The 16,334-nt window shown below is 27.6% G+C and carries 17 protein-coding genes; 4 read left to right on the top strand and 13 right to left on the bottom strand.

Features of this window, described 5'->3' with window-relative positions:
• Positions 1–9: 9 nt before the first annotated feature.
• The 13 genes from OMES3154_RS00795 to OMES3154_RS00735 all read right to left on the bottom strand — a co-directional run bounded on the left by OMES3154_RS00795 (position 10) and on the right by OMES3154_RS00735 (position 11,340).
• On the bottom strand, positions 10–918 hold the full coding sequence (locus tag OMES3154_RS00795; protein ID WP_156682949.1) for a pseudouridine-5'-phosphate glycosidase: 909 nt from the start codon (positions 916–918) through the stop codon (positions 10–12).
• The gene (locus tag OMES3154_RS00790) at positions 911–2,035 is read right to left on the bottom strand and encodes a carbohydrate kinase (RefSeq protein ID WP_156682948.1); all 1,125 of its coding nucleotides are present in this window, start codon (positions 2,033–2,035) and stop codon (positions 911–913) included. Before OMES3154_RS00790 ends, OMES3154_RS00795 begins: the two co-directional genes overlap by 8 nt.
• Positions 2,036–2,185: 150 nt before the next feature.
• Positions 2,186–2,584, bottom strand: coding sequence for an ATP synthase F1 subunit epsilon (gene atpC / locus OMES3154_RS00785; RefSeq protein WP_156682947.1), 399 nt, complete (start codon positions 2,582–2,584; stop codon positions 2,186–2,188).
• 2 nt (positions 2,585–2,586) lie between these two features.
• Positions 2,587–3,981: a F0F1 ATP synthase subunit beta gene (gene atpD, locus OMES3154_RS00780; RefSeq protein ID WP_156682946.1), complete on the bottom strand. Its 1,395-nt coding sequence runs from the start codon at positions 3,979–3,981 to the stop codon at positions 2,587–2,589.
• A gap of 21 nt (positions 3,982–4,002) precedes the next feature.
• A complete protein-coding gene (atpG, locus tag OMES3154_RS00775; protein WP_156682945.1) occupies positions 4,003–4,872 on the bottom strand; it encodes an ATP synthase F1 subunit gamma in 870 nt (289 codons plus the stop codon).
• Between the two features lie 15 nt (positions 4,873–4,887).
• Positions 4,888–6,393 (bottom strand): F0F1 ATP synthase subunit alpha, encoded by a 1,506-nt coding sequence (gene atpA, locus OMES3154_RS00770; RefSeq protein WP_156682944.1) that lies wholly within the window; start codon positions 6,391–6,393, stop codon positions 4,888–4,890.
• Between the two features lie 12 nt (positions 6,394–6,405).
• Positions 6,406–6,933 carry an ATP synthase F1 subunit delta gene (gene atpH, locus OMES3154_RS00765; protein ID WP_197271446.1) on the bottom strand — a complete coding sequence of 176 codons (528 nt, stop codon included), beginning with the start codon at positions 6,931–6,933 and terminating at the stop codon, positions 6,406–6,408.
• 1 nt (position 6,934) lies between these two features.
• Positions 6,935–7,435, bottom strand: coding sequence for a F0F1 ATP synthase subunit B (atpF, locus tag OMES3154_RS00760; RefSeq protein ID WP_156682942.1), 501 nt, complete (start codon positions 7,433–7,435; stop codon positions 6,935–6,937).
• A 19-nt stretch (positions 7,436–7,454) separates the two neighbouring features.
• The gene (gene atpE, locus OMES3154_RS00755; protein WP_156682941.1) at positions 7,455–7,694 is read right to left on the bottom strand and encodes an ATP synthase F0 subunit C; all 240 of its coding nucleotides are present in this window, start codon (positions 7,692–7,694) and stop codon (positions 7,455–7,457) included.
• Positions 7,695–7,707: 13 nt separating this feature from the next.
• Positions 7,708–8,592: a F0F1 ATP synthase subunit A gene (atpB, locus tag OMES3154_RS00750; protein WP_231679236.1), complete on the bottom strand. Its 885-nt coding sequence runs from the start codon at positions 8,590–8,592 to the stop codon at positions 7,708–7,710.
• Between the two features lie 43 nt (positions 8,593–8,635).
• Positions 8,636–9,010, bottom strand: a complete 375-nt coding sequence (locus tag OMES3154_RS00745; protein ID WP_156682939.1) for a hypothetical protein — start codon at positions 9,008–9,010, stop codon at positions 8,636–8,638.
• Positions 9,011–9,155: 145 nt separating this feature from the next.
• Positions 9,156–10,463, bottom strand: a complete 1,308-nt coding sequence (locus tag OMES3154_RS00740) for an OmpA family protein (protein ID WP_156682938.1) — start codon at positions 10,461–10,463, stop codon at positions 9,156–9,158.
• 37 nt (positions 10,464–10,500) lie between these two features.
• A complete protein-coding gene (locus tag OMES3154_RS00735; protein ID WP_156682937.1) occupies positions 10,501–11,340 on the bottom strand; it encodes an OmpA family protein in 840 nt (279 codons plus the stop codon).
• A gap of 312 nt (positions 11,341–11,652) precedes the next feature.
• Between OMES3154_RS00735 and OMES3154_RS00730 the strand changes: the two genes are divergently transcribed.
• From OMES3154_RS00730 to OMES3154_RS00715, 4 genes are read left to right on the top strand one after another with little or no spacing between them, the layout of a single operon-like run.
• Complete coding sequence (locus tag OMES3154_RS00730; RefSeq protein ID WP_156682936.1) at positions 11,653–13,539, top strand: ABC-F family ATP-binding cassette domain-containing protein; 1,887 nt, start codon at positions 11,653–11,655, stop codon at positions 13,537–13,539.
• Positions 13,526–14,785 (top strand): Abi family protein, encoded by a 1,260-nt coding sequence (locus OMES3154_RS00725; RefSeq protein WP_156682935.1) that lies wholly within the window; start codon positions 13,526–13,528, stop codon positions 14,783–14,785. The genes OMES3154_RS00730 and OMES3154_RS00725 overlap by 14 nt, the downstream gene beginning before the upstream one ends.
• Positions 14,785–15,465 carry a polyprenyl diphosphate synthase gene (uppS, locus tag OMES3154_RS00720; protein ID WP_156682934.1) on the top strand — a complete coding sequence of 227 codons (681 nt, stop codon included), beginning with the start codon at positions 14,785–14,787 and terminating at the stop codon, positions 15,463–15,465. Before OMES3154_RS00725 ends, uppS begins: the two co-directional genes overlap by 1 nt.
• Positions 15,455–16,309 (top strand): phosphatidate cytidylyltransferase, encoded by an 855-nt coding sequence (locus OMES3154_RS00715; RefSeq protein ID WP_156682933.1) that lies wholly within the window; start codon positions 15,455–15,457, stop codon positions 16,307–16,309. The genes uppS and OMES3154_RS00715 overlap by 11 nt, the downstream gene beginning before the upstream one ends.
• Positions 16,310–16,334 lie beyond the last annotated feature (25 nt).

Genomic DNA, 16,334 nt, shown 5'->3' with positions numbered 1-16,334 from the left:
ATACTAACATTACATATTCTTAGCTATCTTACAAGCTAATTTTACGTTATTATATACTAACTCTATATTAGAATCTAATGATTTACCACTTGTCACTTTTTGAATTTCATCTAATAAAAATGGTGTTATATTTTTACCTTTTACTCCTAATTCATTTGCCTTATTAACTGCTTTTTCTATAACAGAATCAATTAATTCACGAGGCATTTCATATTCTTTAGGTATTGGGTTAGCAATAACTACTCCTCCATTTAAACCTAGTTCCCATTTAGCTTTTAATAAGTCTGCTATTTCTTTACTTGAATTCATATTATAGTCTAATTCAAAATTAGATGTTGAAGTATAAAAAGCTGGTAATATTTTTGTCTTATACCCTAAAACTGGAACACCTTTTGTTTCAAGATATTCTAGTGTTAATCCTAAATCTAGTATTGATTTTGCTCCTGCACAAACTACTGCAACATTCGTTTTAGCTAATTCTTCTAAATCTGCTGATATATCCATAGTATTTTGTCCATCTCTATGAACTCCACCTATTCCACCTGTTGCAAATATTTTGATTCCAGCTAAACTTGCACCTATCATAGTTGTAGCAACTGTTGTAGCTCCATTTAATTTATTAGAAATTACATAAGCTAAATCTCTTCTACTTACTTTTGCTACTTTTAGACCTTCTATTGCTAGTAAATCTATTTCTTCATTACTTAATCCTACTTTTATTTTACCATTTATTATTCCTATAGTAGCTGGAATACAACCATTTTCTCTTACTATTTTTTCTACATTTAATGCAGTTTCCTTATTTTTAGGATAAGGCATCCCATGTGATATTATTGTTGATTCTAATGCTATTACTGGTAGTCCCTTTTCTATAGCTAAAGCTACCTCTTTACTAATTTCTACATATTTATTATTCATAAAAAAAATCTCCTTTACTTATCTCTGGGAAGTGCTTTTTAGCAACCTCTTTTATACTATTTAATGAAAAATCCTCTGGGCTTGTCCCTAATTTTGATAGCTTAAATATTGCAGCTGATTGTGCAAATTTAGCCATTTTCCCTAGTGATAAATTTAAATTTTCAGCATAAATTAAAGCTGAAGTAAATATATCACCAGCTCCATTAACATCAACAACTTCTATTTTTTTAGGCGATGAAATTTTAACTAATTTATTTATATCCCCATAAACTAAACCATCGGGACCTAATGTTACAAATATTTTTTTTACACCTTTTTTTAGTAATTCAATTGCTGCCTTTTTTATATCTGTTACTTTATTTAAACTTACACCAGCTATAGCTTCTAACTCTAGTTTATTTGTTTTAAGTACAGTTATCTTATCTAATATACCATTAATTTTGCTAGCTTTTTCAATAGAAACAGTATCTACTATTAATTTAGCTTTACTATTTATTTTAGATGCAATGTATTCAATACTATCTTTTGGTATATTAGTATCAATTACTATAATCTCTGCTTTTTTTATTAAATCTTCTTTTGTTTTTAAATATTCTACCGATAAATTTTTAATTATACCCATATCAGATATTGCTGCTATCATTTCTGAATTAGTATTAAAGATTGAAAGATATGTAGACATATTTTCATTTACAGTTAAAATATCTTCTACATTTATTTGATTTCTTATTAAATCATTTAATACTTCAATACCATTTTTATCCTTGCTTAAAACCGTCAACATTTTTGTATTTTTGCATAACTTATTTAAATTTACTGCTATATTTCTTCCAACTCCACCAAAAGTAATTTTTATTTTTCCCATGTTAGAATTATATAACTCAAAATTATCATTTGCAAAACCCTGCATATCCACATTACAAGCTCCTATAACTAGTACTTGCTTATTTTTCTTTACAATATATTGTCTTCCTAAAATATATCCTTTTTCTGTAATATGACTAATATGAACTGCTACTGCTGCTCTTGTCAAATTTAAAATTTCTGCTATTTCCTTTTGAGAAATTGAAGGATTTTCTTTTATTAAACTATATATTTTTCTCTCCTGTTTTGTCATATTTCTCCTTAAATTTATTTTTATCAATAAATTATACCTTTTTTTAAAGACTTTGGCAAGAAAATCTAAATAATACCCTTTATTTTCCCGTTTTATATATTTTAACTAAACTAATATAAAAAAACATGCACACATTGGTACATGTTATTTTTAATTTCTTAAGCTGTCTTGAATTCTTTTTTTAGTTCCAAGAACATCTCTATCTTCAGATAATTTTTCACGAGTTGCTCTTTCGATTGCTTCTTTTCTTTCTTTTTTAATGATTTCCTCTTTAGATGATTCATATATATCTTCTGCTATAACTATTATTCTGTTATCTCTTATTTCTAAAAATCCACCATCAACAAAGTATGACTCTTCTTTTTTATCAGAAAATCTAACTAACATTTGTCCAGCCCCTAGACTTGTAACATAATTAGTATGATTTGGAAGTATTCCAACATCTCCACGACTTCCTTTAACTTTAACAAATACTACATCAGAAGAGCTAAAAACTGATCCCATAGGCGATACAACTTCAATAGAAAGTACACTTTTTTTATCTTTCATTTCTATTCACCTGCCATTTTTTTAGCTTTTTCTACTACCTCATCAATAGTTCCTACGTATAAGAAGGCTTGTTCTGGAAGATTATCGTGTTTTCCTTCTAAAATTTCTTTAAATCCTCTTACTGTTTCTTTTAAAGGTACATATTTACCTTCCATACCTGTAAATTGTTCTGCAACAGAGAACGGTTGTGAGAAGAATCTTTGGATTTTTCTTGCACGGTTAACTGTTACCTTATCTTCATCTGATAATTCATCCATACCTAGTATAGCAATTATATCTTGTAATTCTTTATATCTTTGTAATACTCTTTGTGTTTCACGGGCTACTTTATAGTGTTCATTTCCAACTATTTCTGGTTCTAGTATTCTTGAAGTTGAATCTAGTGGGTCAACTGCTGGATAAATTCCTAGTGATGCTATTTGTCTACTTAAAACTGTTGTAGCATCTAAGAAGTTAAATGTTGTAGCTGGTGCAGGGTCAGTTAAGTCATCTGCTGGTACATATACTGCTTGTACTGATGTAATTGATCCTGTTTTTGTTGTTGTAATTCTTTCTTGTAATGTTCCCATTTCAGTAGCTAAGTTTGGTTGATATCCAACTGCTGATGGTAATCTTCCTAAAACTGCTGAAACTTCTGCTCCTGCTTGAGTAAATCTAAATATATTATCTATGAATAGTAAAACATTTTGTCCTTTTTTATCTCTAAAATGTTCTGCCATAGTAAGTGCTGTTAATCCTACTCTTAATCTAGCTCCACTTGGCTCATTCATTTGTCCGAATACTAATGCTGTATTTTTTATAACACCACTTTCAGTCATTTCGTTGTATAAGTCACGACCTTCTCTTGTACGTTCTCCAACTCCAGCAAATACTGATAATCCTCCATGACCTTTTGCTATGTTATTTATTAATTCTTGTATAAGTACTGTCTTTCCTACTCCAGCACCTCCAAATAGACCTATTTTTCCACCTTTTAAGTAAGGTGCTAATAAATCAACTACTTTTATTCCTGTTTCTAATATTTCTTTACTTGGTTCTTGTTCTTCAAATGTTGGTGCTTCTTTGTGTATAGATTCTCTTTCCACATCAGCTGGTACTTGGTCTTTACCATCAACTGTTTCACCTAAAACATTGAAAATTCTACCTAGCGTAGCATTCCCTACTGGAACTTTTATAGGTTCTCCTGTATCTATTACTTCTAAACCTCTTTTTAATCCTTCTGTACTAGATAATGCAATGGCTCTTACTACATTATTTCCAGTATCAGAGTGCACTTCTGCAACTATTTTTTTACCGTCTAAATATATTTCTAATGCATTATATATATTAGGTAATGTTTCTTTGAATTCAACATCTATAACTGGTCCAACTATTTGTACTATTTTACCTTTATTCATAAAAGAGTTCACCTCCTTATATTAATCTCTTCCTGTTTGGGCAGTTGCTCCTGCAACTATTTCGTTTATTTCTTGTGTTATTTTTGCTTGTCTAACTCTATTATATTGTAATGTTAGTTTTTTGATTAAATCATCTGCATTATCACTTGCATTTTTCATTGCAGTCATTCTAGCAGAATGTTCACTTGCTGTATTTTCAAGTAATGCTTGATAAAGTTTAATATTTAACATTTTAGGTATAAATTCTACTAAAACATCTTCTTCTGTTGGTTCAAATATATATGTATATGATTTATCTTCTAAATCTCTTTCAAAAGGAAGTATTTTTTCATCTAATAAATCATACTGTATAACTGAAACAAATTTAGAATATATTAAATAAACTTCATCATATTTATCTTCTAAATAGTTATTAACTATGTCTTCACTTATTGTTTTTGCTTTTTCAAACATAGTTTCTGGTATTAATTGAGTATATTCACTATCAACAAATATACCTCTTTCACTGCAATAATCTCTTGCTTTTTTTCCAATAGTTATTACTGAAACTTTTACACCTTTTTTAGAAAATCTGTTTATATATTTTTCCATTTTTTTTAAGGTATTAGAATTAAAACTTCCACATAATCCTCTATCAGAAGTCATAACAATTAAACCTACTTTTTTCACTTCTTTTTTACCAGAAAATAGAACGTGACTTTTAGCACTTACACTTCCAATTATATTTTCAAATGCATCATCTAGAGCTTTACTATATGCTCTTGATTTTAGAGTTAGAGCTTGATACTTCTTGAATTTAGTAGTAGATACAACATTCATGGCACTTGTAATTTGTCTTGAATTTTTTATACTACCAATTCTTTCTTTAATTTCTTTTGTATTTGAAGCCACAATATTCTCCTTTTTCTAATGGACAAAATCCTTTTTAAATGTAGTTAAGAATTTCTCTATCTTAGCTATCAATTCTTCATCAAGAGCTTTTTTCTCTAATATATTATCTAATATGTCACTTGTATTTCTAGCAGTTTCTAACATTTCTTTTTCAAAGCTTTTTACATCTTCTATATCAATATCATCTAAGTAACCATGAGTTACTGAATAGAATACTAAAACTTGATCTTCTACTTTATATGGTTTGTATTGTGGTTGTTTTAAAACTTCCATTATACGTTCCCCACGATTTAATTGATCTCTTGTAGCTTTATCAAGGTCTGATCCGAATTGAGCAAACGCTAATAATTCATTATATTGAGCTAATTCTAGCTTAATACTTGCTGCTACTTGTTTCATTGCTTTTATTTGTGCTGATCCTCCAACACGAGAAACAGATAATCCCGCATTTATTGCTGGTCTAAATCCTGCATTAAATAAGTCTGCTTCTAAGAATATTTGTCCATCTGTAATTGAAATTACATTTGTTGGAATATATGCAGAAATATCTCCTGCTTGTGTTTCTATTATTGGGAGTGCTGTTATACTTCCTCCACCTAATTCACTACTTAATTTAGCTGCTCTTTCTAATAGTCTTGAATGTAAGTAGAAAACATCTCCTGGATAAGCTTCACGCCCAGGTGGTCTGTGTAATAGTAATGACATTTCTCTATATGCTACTGCATGTTTTGATAAATCATCATAAACTATTAGTACATCTTCACCATTATACATAAAATACTCAGCCATAGTTACACCTGAGTAAGGTGCTAAGTATTGTAGTGATGCTGATTCACTAGCAGTAGCTGCTACTACTATTGTTTTATGCATAACTCCTGCTTCTTCTAATTTATTAACTATATTAACAACAGTTGATCTTTTTTGACCTATTGCTACATAAATACATTTTACATTAGTATCTTTTTGATTAATTATTGTATCTATTGCAATAGCAGTTTTACCTATTTGTCTATCTCCTATTATTAACTCTCTTTGTCCACGTCCTATTGGAACAAGTCCATCTATTGATTTTATACCTGTTTGTAATGGCTCATTAACTGGAGATCTATCTATAATACCTGAAGCAACTTTTTCTACTTCTCTGTATTCGTTTGATTCTATTTCTCCCTTACCATCTATTGGATTCCCTAGTGCATCAACAACACGTCCAAGTAAGCTATCTCCTACTTTAACACTTGTTACCTTACCAGTAGCTTTTACTATATCTCCTTCTTTTATACCAACAGTTGAACCAAAAACTATAGCACCTACATTATCTTCTTCTAAGTTTAATGCCATACCTTCTGAACCGTTAGAAAATTCAATAAGTTCTCCTAACATTACATTAGTTAATCCATAGATTCTAGCAATACCATCACCTATTTTTACAACTGTTCCAACATTTGATATATCTATATTCTTTTTATAGTTATTTATTTCGTCTTTAATAATTTTGCTAACTTCTTCTGGTCTAATATTCAAATGTATCACCTCCTAAAATGACTCTTTAATTTTTTCAAGTTGACTTTTTAGCGAACCATCTATTACTTCGTCATTTATTTTTATTATTCCACCTGTTACTAAAGTTTTATCAACTTTTATATCAAGTATTATTTTTTTACTTTTTAATTTTTCTAATTTTTTTACTAATTTTTCTTTTTGTGTTTCAGATAATTCAGTTGGAAATATTCCAGTTACAATTAACTCATTTTTAGTTTCATGATAAATTTCTAAATAAGCCTTTTTAATACCAGATAAAGCTTTTATTCTATTTTTTTCTACTAAATAGTTTAAAATGTTTTTTTCTATCTCACTATTATTTACTAACAGCTTATTTAATAGTTCTATTTTACTAGACTTATCCACTATTGGATTAGATAAAAACTTCTTAAACTCTGTATCTTCTTCTATTTTAGATACTAATTCATTTAATAGTTCTAGTATTTGACTCACACTATCATTTTCACTAGCTATTTCAAAAATTGCATTAGCATATATCTTACTTAATTTTATATTCTCCATATTATTCACCAATTTCATTTATAAAATTATCTACACTTTTAACTTGCAAGTCTTGATTTTCTGATACATTTTCCTTTATTATCTTTTCTGCAATTTTTATAGCTATTTCTCCAACTTCCTTTTGAAGTTCTAATTCGGCTTTTGCTCTCATTTTAATTATTTCATTTTCAGCATTTGCCATCATTCTTTCTTTAGATATGTTAGCGTTATTTATAATTTGCTCTTTTCTATTATCTGCTTGAATTTCAGCTTTAATAATGATATCGTTTGCTCTTTTTTTAGATTCTCTTCTTAATTTATCAACAATTTTCTTTTGTTCTTCTAATTTTTCTTGTTCGATTTTTACTTTTTCTAAATCTTGAGTAGCAATATTTCTTCTTTGTTCTATTATTCCACCGATTTTCTTACTGAAAAGTTTGTAAAAAACATAGACCATGATTAAAAAGTTTATCATTTGAATAACCATAGAAAAATCTATTGTTATTAAACTATTTTGTTCCATGTTTCCCCCTTATAATTAACTAACCTTTTAATAATATTAATAATAAAGATATAACTAAAGCGTAAATACCTGTTGATTCTGTTATAGCACACCCTATGAATAAAGTATTCATAATTGAAGATCTTGCTTCTGGTTGTCTAGATACTGCTTCAACTGCATAAGCTGTTGCAATACCTTGTCCTAATCCAGCTCCAACTCCTCCTAATGCTGCAATACCTGCTCCTAATAATGCTGCTGCTTGTACTAATTCTACTGACATATTTTTTACCTCCCTAATTTTCGTCGTCTTCATCACCTAGTAATGCTTGTTGCACATAAACTGATGATAATACTGTAAATACGAATGCTTGTAAAGCACCTATGAATAAATCTAAATATAGTTGTAAGAATCCTGGCCACATTACAGCAAATGAGAAACTTCCATTTAGCATATTACCAGTCCAACTAGATAAAATGTTATTTAAACTTATTCCATATAATAATCCTACAATAACAATCCCTGCGAACATATTTCCAAATAAACGCATAGAAATGTTAATTGGCTTTGCTAATTCTCCTATTAAGTTAATTGGAAACATTAATACAAAAGGTTTTGATAAATCTCTTATTATTCCTATAACTCCATTTTTGTATATGCCACATCCAATAAAAGTAATTGTTACTATTAAAGCTAATCCAACTGTTGTATTTATATCTGCTGTTGGGGTTCTAAAAAATGGAACTATCTTTGTTATGTTTCCATGAGTTTCTTTCATCCATATAAAAGGGAATAAAAAACTCGATAAGTTAGCTAACAATAAAAAAGAGAATAAGGCTGAAAACAGTGGCATAAAGGTCTTTTTATAATTTTTAAAATTTGCTAGGAATTGTTCATCTATAAAATTATAAAGTTCCTCTAAAATTAACTGCATAACACCTGGTTTTTCTACACTTAGTTTTCTTGTTCCAAGATATAAAATAACTATCATTAAAAGCATTAATATCCATGTATTTAATATAGTCTGATTTATATATATATTTATTCCTAATAAATTGAATTTTGCAAATATTTTAGGACCTTCAATAATGTCTTTTGGCTTTAAAAAACTTATTGGTAAATATGTAGAAATTAATGCTAATATTCCATTAACTAATATAGTAACTCCTATAAAAATCATACTTATCCTAACAAAAGGCTTTTTTAACATTAAGACTTACACCTCACTTTCTTATTATTTTATTCACTAATAGATAAAAATAAATAACAAGTCTAAAGCTTATTAATCCTAAAGCATTAGCTAAAATTGCATATTTATCTTCTATCACCAAACTTATTAAGTATATTGATATTGCATATATTATAAATGAAGTTATATACCTTAAACTCATTAAAGATACTCCTTTATACTCATACACTACCTTGTATGTAATATATAAAAGGTATAGATTCATAAAAAATGAAACAAAAACTCCACTAGCATAGGCTATATAAATATACTTGTTATCAAAAAGTAGACCTAAAAAAAATGCTACTATACCCATACAAAAGACAGTTATAAAATATTTTCTTATCTCTTTTGGTACTATTTTTAGCATTTCTACCTCCTGACTGTTTATTTATTATCTTATCACTTTTAGACAAATTTATCAATAAAAACTACATATTAAACAAAATCTAAGCAATAAAATAAAAAAAAAGAGTGATTTTATGTTATTTAGTAACACTATTCACCCTTTTTTCTTAATATATCACTGTATCACTTATCTTAATTTCTACTCTTCTTAAATCACTAGCATTTCCATCAGTTATTTCATTAAATGCATCAGATCTTATTAAGATTTTAATATCTTTACTTAAACCTAAATTCATTAGCATTTCTTTAACAGTTTTAGCTCTTTTTAATCCTAGATCTAAGTTATACTCCTCAGTATATGCTCTATCTGTAAATCCAGTTATTTCAACTGTACCATTAGCATAATTTGTATTTATAAGCTCAACTAAACCTTTTAATTCTGAATGGTCTAAATCAAAATTAGAAATTATGTATTTTATTGCCTTTTTAGATAATCTTAATTTTAATTCTCTATTCTTTATTTTTAAATTATTAATCTTATCTCCCACACTATTTATTTTAGCATATAAAGCTTTTAAATCATCCTTTTTATTTCCAATTTTACCAAAGTTAACATTTAAACCTGCTCCAACATTAAAGTCACCTTTAAAGCTTGTACCTACCGCAGCTTTGTATATTACAATATGGTCTTTATCTTGTCCACTTATACCAACTGCTATAGCTCCATTTCTATCATAGTACGAAACTCCTGCACCAACGCTAAATCTTCTATCCATAGAAACTTGAGGTATATTTGCAACAGCAATAGAACTTGTTATTCCACCACTATTTTTCTCACTTTTTTCTATACGATCTTTAACTTCCTTAGCCAAGTGCTTCAACATAACTTTACCCTCTGGAAGATCTGTTCCAGTTAATATAGAAGCGGTAACAGGTGTTGTTGGATCCTCAGGAGTTGTTCCTCCTGTGTTTGGATCCTCAGGAGTTGTTCCTCCTGGTTTTTTTGGATCCTCAGGAGTTGATCCTCCTGTGTTTGGATCCTCAGGAGTTGTTCCTCCTGGTTTTTTTGGATCCTCAGGAGTTGTTCCTCCTGTGTTTGGATCCTCAGGAGTTGTTCCTCCTGGTTTTTTTGGACCCTCAGGAGTTGTTCCTCCTGGTTTTTTTGGATTCTCAGGATTTGGTCCTCCTGGTGTTGTTGGATCCTCAGGAGTTGTTCCTCCTGGTTTTTTTGGATCCTCAGGAGTTGGTGGTGTTGTATCAGTTCCTGATCCTTCATCTCCATCTTCATTTTCATCTTCTTCATCTTCTTCATCTTCTGGTGCTGGTGGTGGTCCTGGTGGTGCTGGTGGTGGTCCTGGTGGTGCTGATGGTGATGGTGTACTATCTTGTGCCTCCCCATAAACTAAGATAGATGATGCTAGTGTTATTAATATTGATAATATTAATACTGACCATCTTTTTATTTTATTTTTCAAGGTTTCTTACCTCCTTTTTTTTAAAAATTAATCATTTCTAATATATTATTGTATCGCTTATCTTGATTTCTACTCTTCTTAAGTCTGCTGGTGTCCCATCACTTATTTCGTTAAATGCTTTTGATCTTATTAAAATTTTAGCATCCTTACTTAAACCTAAATTCATTAACATTTCCTTTGCATTTTTAGCTCTTCTTAACCCTAGGTCTAAATTGTATTGTTCGTAATAGGCTCTATCTGTAAATCCGGTTATTTCAACAGTTCCATCAGCATAGTTTGTGTTTATAAGCTCAACAACACTTTCTAGTTTTTCTTTTTGCATTTTCTTTACATCTGATTTATCTAAATCAAAGTCCGAAATTATATACTTAATTTCTTTTTTAGGTAGTTTCTTGCTTAGTTCTACGTTTTCAGCTTCTATTTTTTTAACTTCGTCACCCATAGCATTTAATTTTGCGTATACATCTTCTAGTTCATCTGTTTTTTCTTCATTTGTTTTTCCAAAGTTATAGTTTATACCAGCCCCAATACTAAATGAACCATTAAAACTAACTCCTGCTGTTGCTTTGTATATAACTCTACGATTTTTATCTTGTCCACTAAGTCCTAATGCCACTCCTCCATTTTTATCGTAGTAAGAAACACCCGCTCCAACGCTAAACTTCTTATCTCCTGCAACCTGTGGAATATTAGCTTGTGCTACTAAACTTGCTACCCCTCCATTATTTTTGTCGGTTTTGTCGATGAAATCGGTTACTTCTTTCGATAGATGCTTTAATTTAATTTCGTTGTCCTGTATATTTGCATAAGTAAAATTTGAAATCATTAAATTAGCTGTTAATATTGAGAATAGTCCTGTCATAAATCCTTTTTTCACAGTATTTTCCCTCCTTTATTCTAATTTTTTTTATTATTTCTCCTATATTTTAATTTTATACCTGTTCTTTGTTTTTGGCAATATATACAAGCTAAAATCTAAATAAAATTTTAATTTTTATTAAAAACCTGATATATCTAACTAGATACTTCATATAGTGAATCAAATTTTATAAAAAATCTCTATCTATCCTATAATAATTAACTTATGTTTATAATTTATAAAATTATAGATTAGACCCTTATTTTGTTGTTTTTTTGTAGTCATATATTGCAAAAAATGGTATACTAGAAGAAAAAGAAAAGAGAAAATATGGATATAGTTCAATTTAATAATGTAAACAAAAGTTTTTTAGATAAAACTATATTAAGAAATATTAGTTTTAACATTAGTGAGAAAGAAAAAGTTGGTTTAGTTGGATTAAATGGTGTAGGTAAATCTACACTTATAAATATATTAAAAGGAATAGAAAGAATAGATAGTGGCTCTGTTTTTGTAAATAATAAAAAAAATATTGCTTATCTTGATCAAGAACATTCTTTTTCTGATGAAAATAATACAGTTTATGAAGAAATTAAAACTGTTTTTTCTTATGAATATTCAGTATTAAATAGAATACAGGAATTAAATGCCCTAATAGAAATAAAAAAAGATGAAAGCCTTTATTCTGAATTAGAAAAACTAAACAACGCTTTTTTAGCAGTTGATGGGTATAACCTTGAAACAAAGATAAATAAAGTAATTATGGGATTACAATTAGATTCATTAAAATCTAGTATAATCTCTAATTTAAGTGGTGGAGAGAAAACAAGGCTAAGTCTTGCTAAACTTCTTTTAACAGAAAAAGACCTCCTTATATTAGATGAACCTACAAACCATTTAGATTTAGCATCTATAGAGTGGTTAGAAGGATTTTTATCTAAATTCAATGGTGCTGTATTGCTAATTTCACATGATAGAGTATTTTTAGATAATGTTTGTTCTAGTATTATGGAAATAGAAAACAAAGAACTTATTAAATACAAAGGAAATTTTTCAGACTTTATAATCCAAAAAGAAATGATTATAAAAGGGAAGCTAAAGGCATTTGAAAAAGAACAAGATAGAATAAAAAAATTAGAAGAGTATATAGAAAGAAATAGAGCTGGTAGAATGGCTGCTCAAGCAAAAGGTCGTGAAAAAATACTAAATAGAATAGATAGACTAGATGACCCTATTTTTAATATTAAAAGAATGAAGTTAAGATTTAATCCTAAATACGATTCTAACGAAAATGTTTTAGAAGTAGCTCATATTTCTAAATCTTTTGATAATGAAAAAATTTTAAATGACATATCATTTAAACTATATAAAGGTGAAAAAGTTGGAATTATTGGTAAAAACGGTAGTGGTAAATCAACACTGCTTAAAATAATAGCTGATAAACTAAAAAAAGACAGTGGGGAAATTAAACTTGGTAATAGAGTTATCATGTCATATTTTAGTCAAAATAATGAAAGCTTAAATAATAATAATAACTTAATAGAAGAAATAAATACTAGTATAAACTATATTGAAGAAGATTTAAGAAGACTTTTAGCTGCCTTTTTATTTAGTGCTGAAGATATAGAGAAAAAAATATCTAGCTTAAGCGGTGGAGAAAAAGTAAGAATTAGTTTAATTAAAATGCTACAACAGGAGGCTAATTTTTTAATTTTAGATGAACCTACAAACCATTTAGATATATATTCTATTGAAATACTAGAAAATGCACTCGAAGAATTTAGTGGCAGTATTTTATTAGTATCTCACAATAGACATTTTATAGATTCTATTTGTAACACAATATATGTATTAGATGAGAATGGTCTTACAGAATTTAAGGGAAATTATGATGAGTACAAAAAATCCTTGGAAAGAGAAAAAGAGGATACTAAAAATTCTGTAGGTCGTGATAATTATATAAAACAAAAAGAAAATCTAAAAAAAATTTCAAAATTAAAAAAATCTATTTCTGATTTTGAAAACAGAGTTAAAAAAATAAATGAAGAAAAAGAAAAACTTAATAAACTTATGTTCGATAGTAATAATTCTCACAACTTAACTCGTCTTAATGAACTACAAGATAAAATAACAAAGCTTGATGAAGAAGAACTTACTATACTAGAAGAGTGGGAAAAAATGTCAGATGAATTGGAGAATATAAATGACGAAGCTTAAAGAAATAATATATAGTGAGTTAGATATAAAGGAAAAATATAGACTCTTTAACGAAGAAAATGTTTCTAAAAATAGTCATTTTTTGGTTAGTGCTATCTATACTCCTAATAGTAAAGGTAAATTAAATTTAGAAAATATTATTGGTGATATTGAATGCGTTGATATTAACATGGTACTAGAGTCTTTTAATGAAAGAAAAGAAGTTTTAAGCCCTAATTATAAAAAGGTCTGCTTTTATTTTGAGTCTTTAGATAATAATAAATTTTTATTATTTATAGAAACTAGTAAGAAAATAAATTTACCTGAGTATAGATCTCTTTGCAAAAAATACTACAGGTATAAAGAAAATGAAAAAATAGTTTCAGAAGATACTATGATATCAGCAATAATGAATAACATTTGGGCATTTAAAGATAAAATATTTCTATCAAAAGAAATATATGATAAAAATGTTCTAACAGAAGAGCAGCTAGTAGCCTTTTTAAAGACCAAAAATCTTAAATTCAAAGATGAGAAAAAAGCAATAGAGTACTTAAAACATACAAGTTACTATAATTTCAAAGAATATTCTGATATATTTTTAGACGAAAATAAAATGTATAAAGATAATTCATATTTTACTGATATACTAGATAGAATTGAGTTATCAAAAAATCTATCAGCATATTTACTGTATGTAATATCTCGTATAGAAGATTCTATTGAAGTAAATTTTGCAAGACTTCTTAGCAAAAACTCTCCAACAGAATACCTAAAATATGAGTGGTTAAAAAACAAAAACGAGAGAAAAAGAATAGATAAAAGTATTTTTTCAAGGGCAAAGAAATTATTTTTAAAAGAATCAAAACTACATGATATAAATATAGAGTTTTTCGAAAAATATGATTTAAATAGTATTCCTATTATACATTTAGTTGAATATATTGCCTTAGGGGACTTAGTTGAACTAATTGAATTTACAAACGATGATATTGTTGACCAACTTTGTAATACCTATAAATTATCTAAAAAAGAATTTAGATTAACTATAAAACTACTAAAAGAACTTAGAAATAGATTAGCTCATGGTAATATTATAATAGACAAAACTTTTCCTGGATTTACAAAAGAATATGACTTAAAAGAGGTTTTAGAAAAAATAGAAATAATCTTTAATAGTATAAATTCATATGGTATATTTAAAGAAGATGAGCAAAAACTAGAAAAAGCAAAAATAATTTTAGAAAAACTAGAAAAGGTGAAATAATGTTAGAACATTTAGCAATAATAATGGATGGAAATGGTCGATGGGGAATTAAAAATTTTAATTCTAGGATAAAAGGCCACAAGCAAGGTGTAATAAGTCTTGAAGAATGTATAAAAAACTGTATGGAGTTTGATATTAAAATATTATCTGTCTATGCTTTTTCAACAGAAAATTGGAAAAGACCTAAATTAGAAGTAAATACTCTTATGAAAATGTTTGAGAATTATTTAATTCAAAAAAAAGCTGAACTCAATAAAAATGGCATAAAACTTATAATCTCTGGTTCTAGGTCTAATTTATCGAATAGTTTAATTGAACAAATTAAAAACACAGAAGATTTTTTAAAAGATAATACTAAATTTACATTAAATATATGTTTTAACTATGGTGGAAGGGATGAAATAGTTAAAGCTGTAAATAAATTAATAAATGAGGGAAAAAGTGAAATTAATGAACTAGATATTTCTAGTAATTTATATTCATCTTTAAAAGATCCTGATTTAATAATACGAACTGGCGGAGATTATAGGCTTAGTAATTTTTTAATTTGGCAATCAAGTTATTCAGAACTGTATTTTACAGATACTCTTTGGCCAGATTTTAATAAAGATGATTTAAAAAAAGCTATTGATAGCTTTTATAGTAGAAAAAGAAGATTTGGAGGTTTAGATGTTAAGTAGATTAATAATCGGCACATTTGGTATAGTGCTCTTACTATTTATATTTCTAATGGGAAATTTACCTTTACTTGTATTTAGTGAGGTCGTTATTTTAATTTCAACTATTGAGCTATATATGATGGCTAAAAAAAATGATAAGGTATACTTTATTAGGGCTATTGTTCTAGCGTTTTTAACACCTATAGTATTTTACTTTAATTTACTTGATATTAGCTCATATCTAATTTGTAGTTTTTTATTTATCACAATACCTGAAATATTATTTGTAAATATAAAAGATTCTTCTTATAGAAGTTCATTTACTTTCTTTAATTTTGTATATATTTCAATTTTATTTTCTTATATACTGAAATTACAAAATTTAAATTACGGAAATGAACTAATTATATTGTCATTTATTTTAATTTGGTCAGCTGACAGTTTTGCGTATCTATTTGGAATGCTTATAGGAAAACATAAATTTTCTATAATATCCCCTAAAAAATCAATAGAAGGTTTAGTAGGTGCATTTATTGGAGTTCTTTTAACACTAAGATACTTTGGATATATAATATATTTTATAACTTACCTATTTTCACACATTAAAATTTTAAATATATATCCTCGTTATGTAGAAGTTTTTAATTCATTCTCAATAAAACTTTTTGGCTTATCTTTATTTATTACAATGATAGCTGTTTTAGGAGATTTATTCGAATCAAAAATAAAAAGAGAATTTAATACAAAAGATTCTAGTAATCTTTTATTAGGACATGGTGGTTTTTTAGATAGATTTGATTCTAGCCTATTTGTAATCCCAGTTATATATATTTTAGTTAGATTTATGATAATAATGTTAAAATAAAAATTTAGCTAGAAACATTTTCAAT

It is taken from the genome of Oceanivirga miroungae (genome assembly GCF_902505095.1).
In the GTDB taxonomy this organism is placed as follows: domain Bacteria; phylum Fusobacteriota; class Fusobacteriia; order Fusobacteriales; family Leptotrichiaceae; genus Oceanivirga; species Oceanivirga miroungae.
Note: the sequence above shows the minus strand (reverse complement) of the source record. Positions and strands in the feature narration are given on the sequence as shown.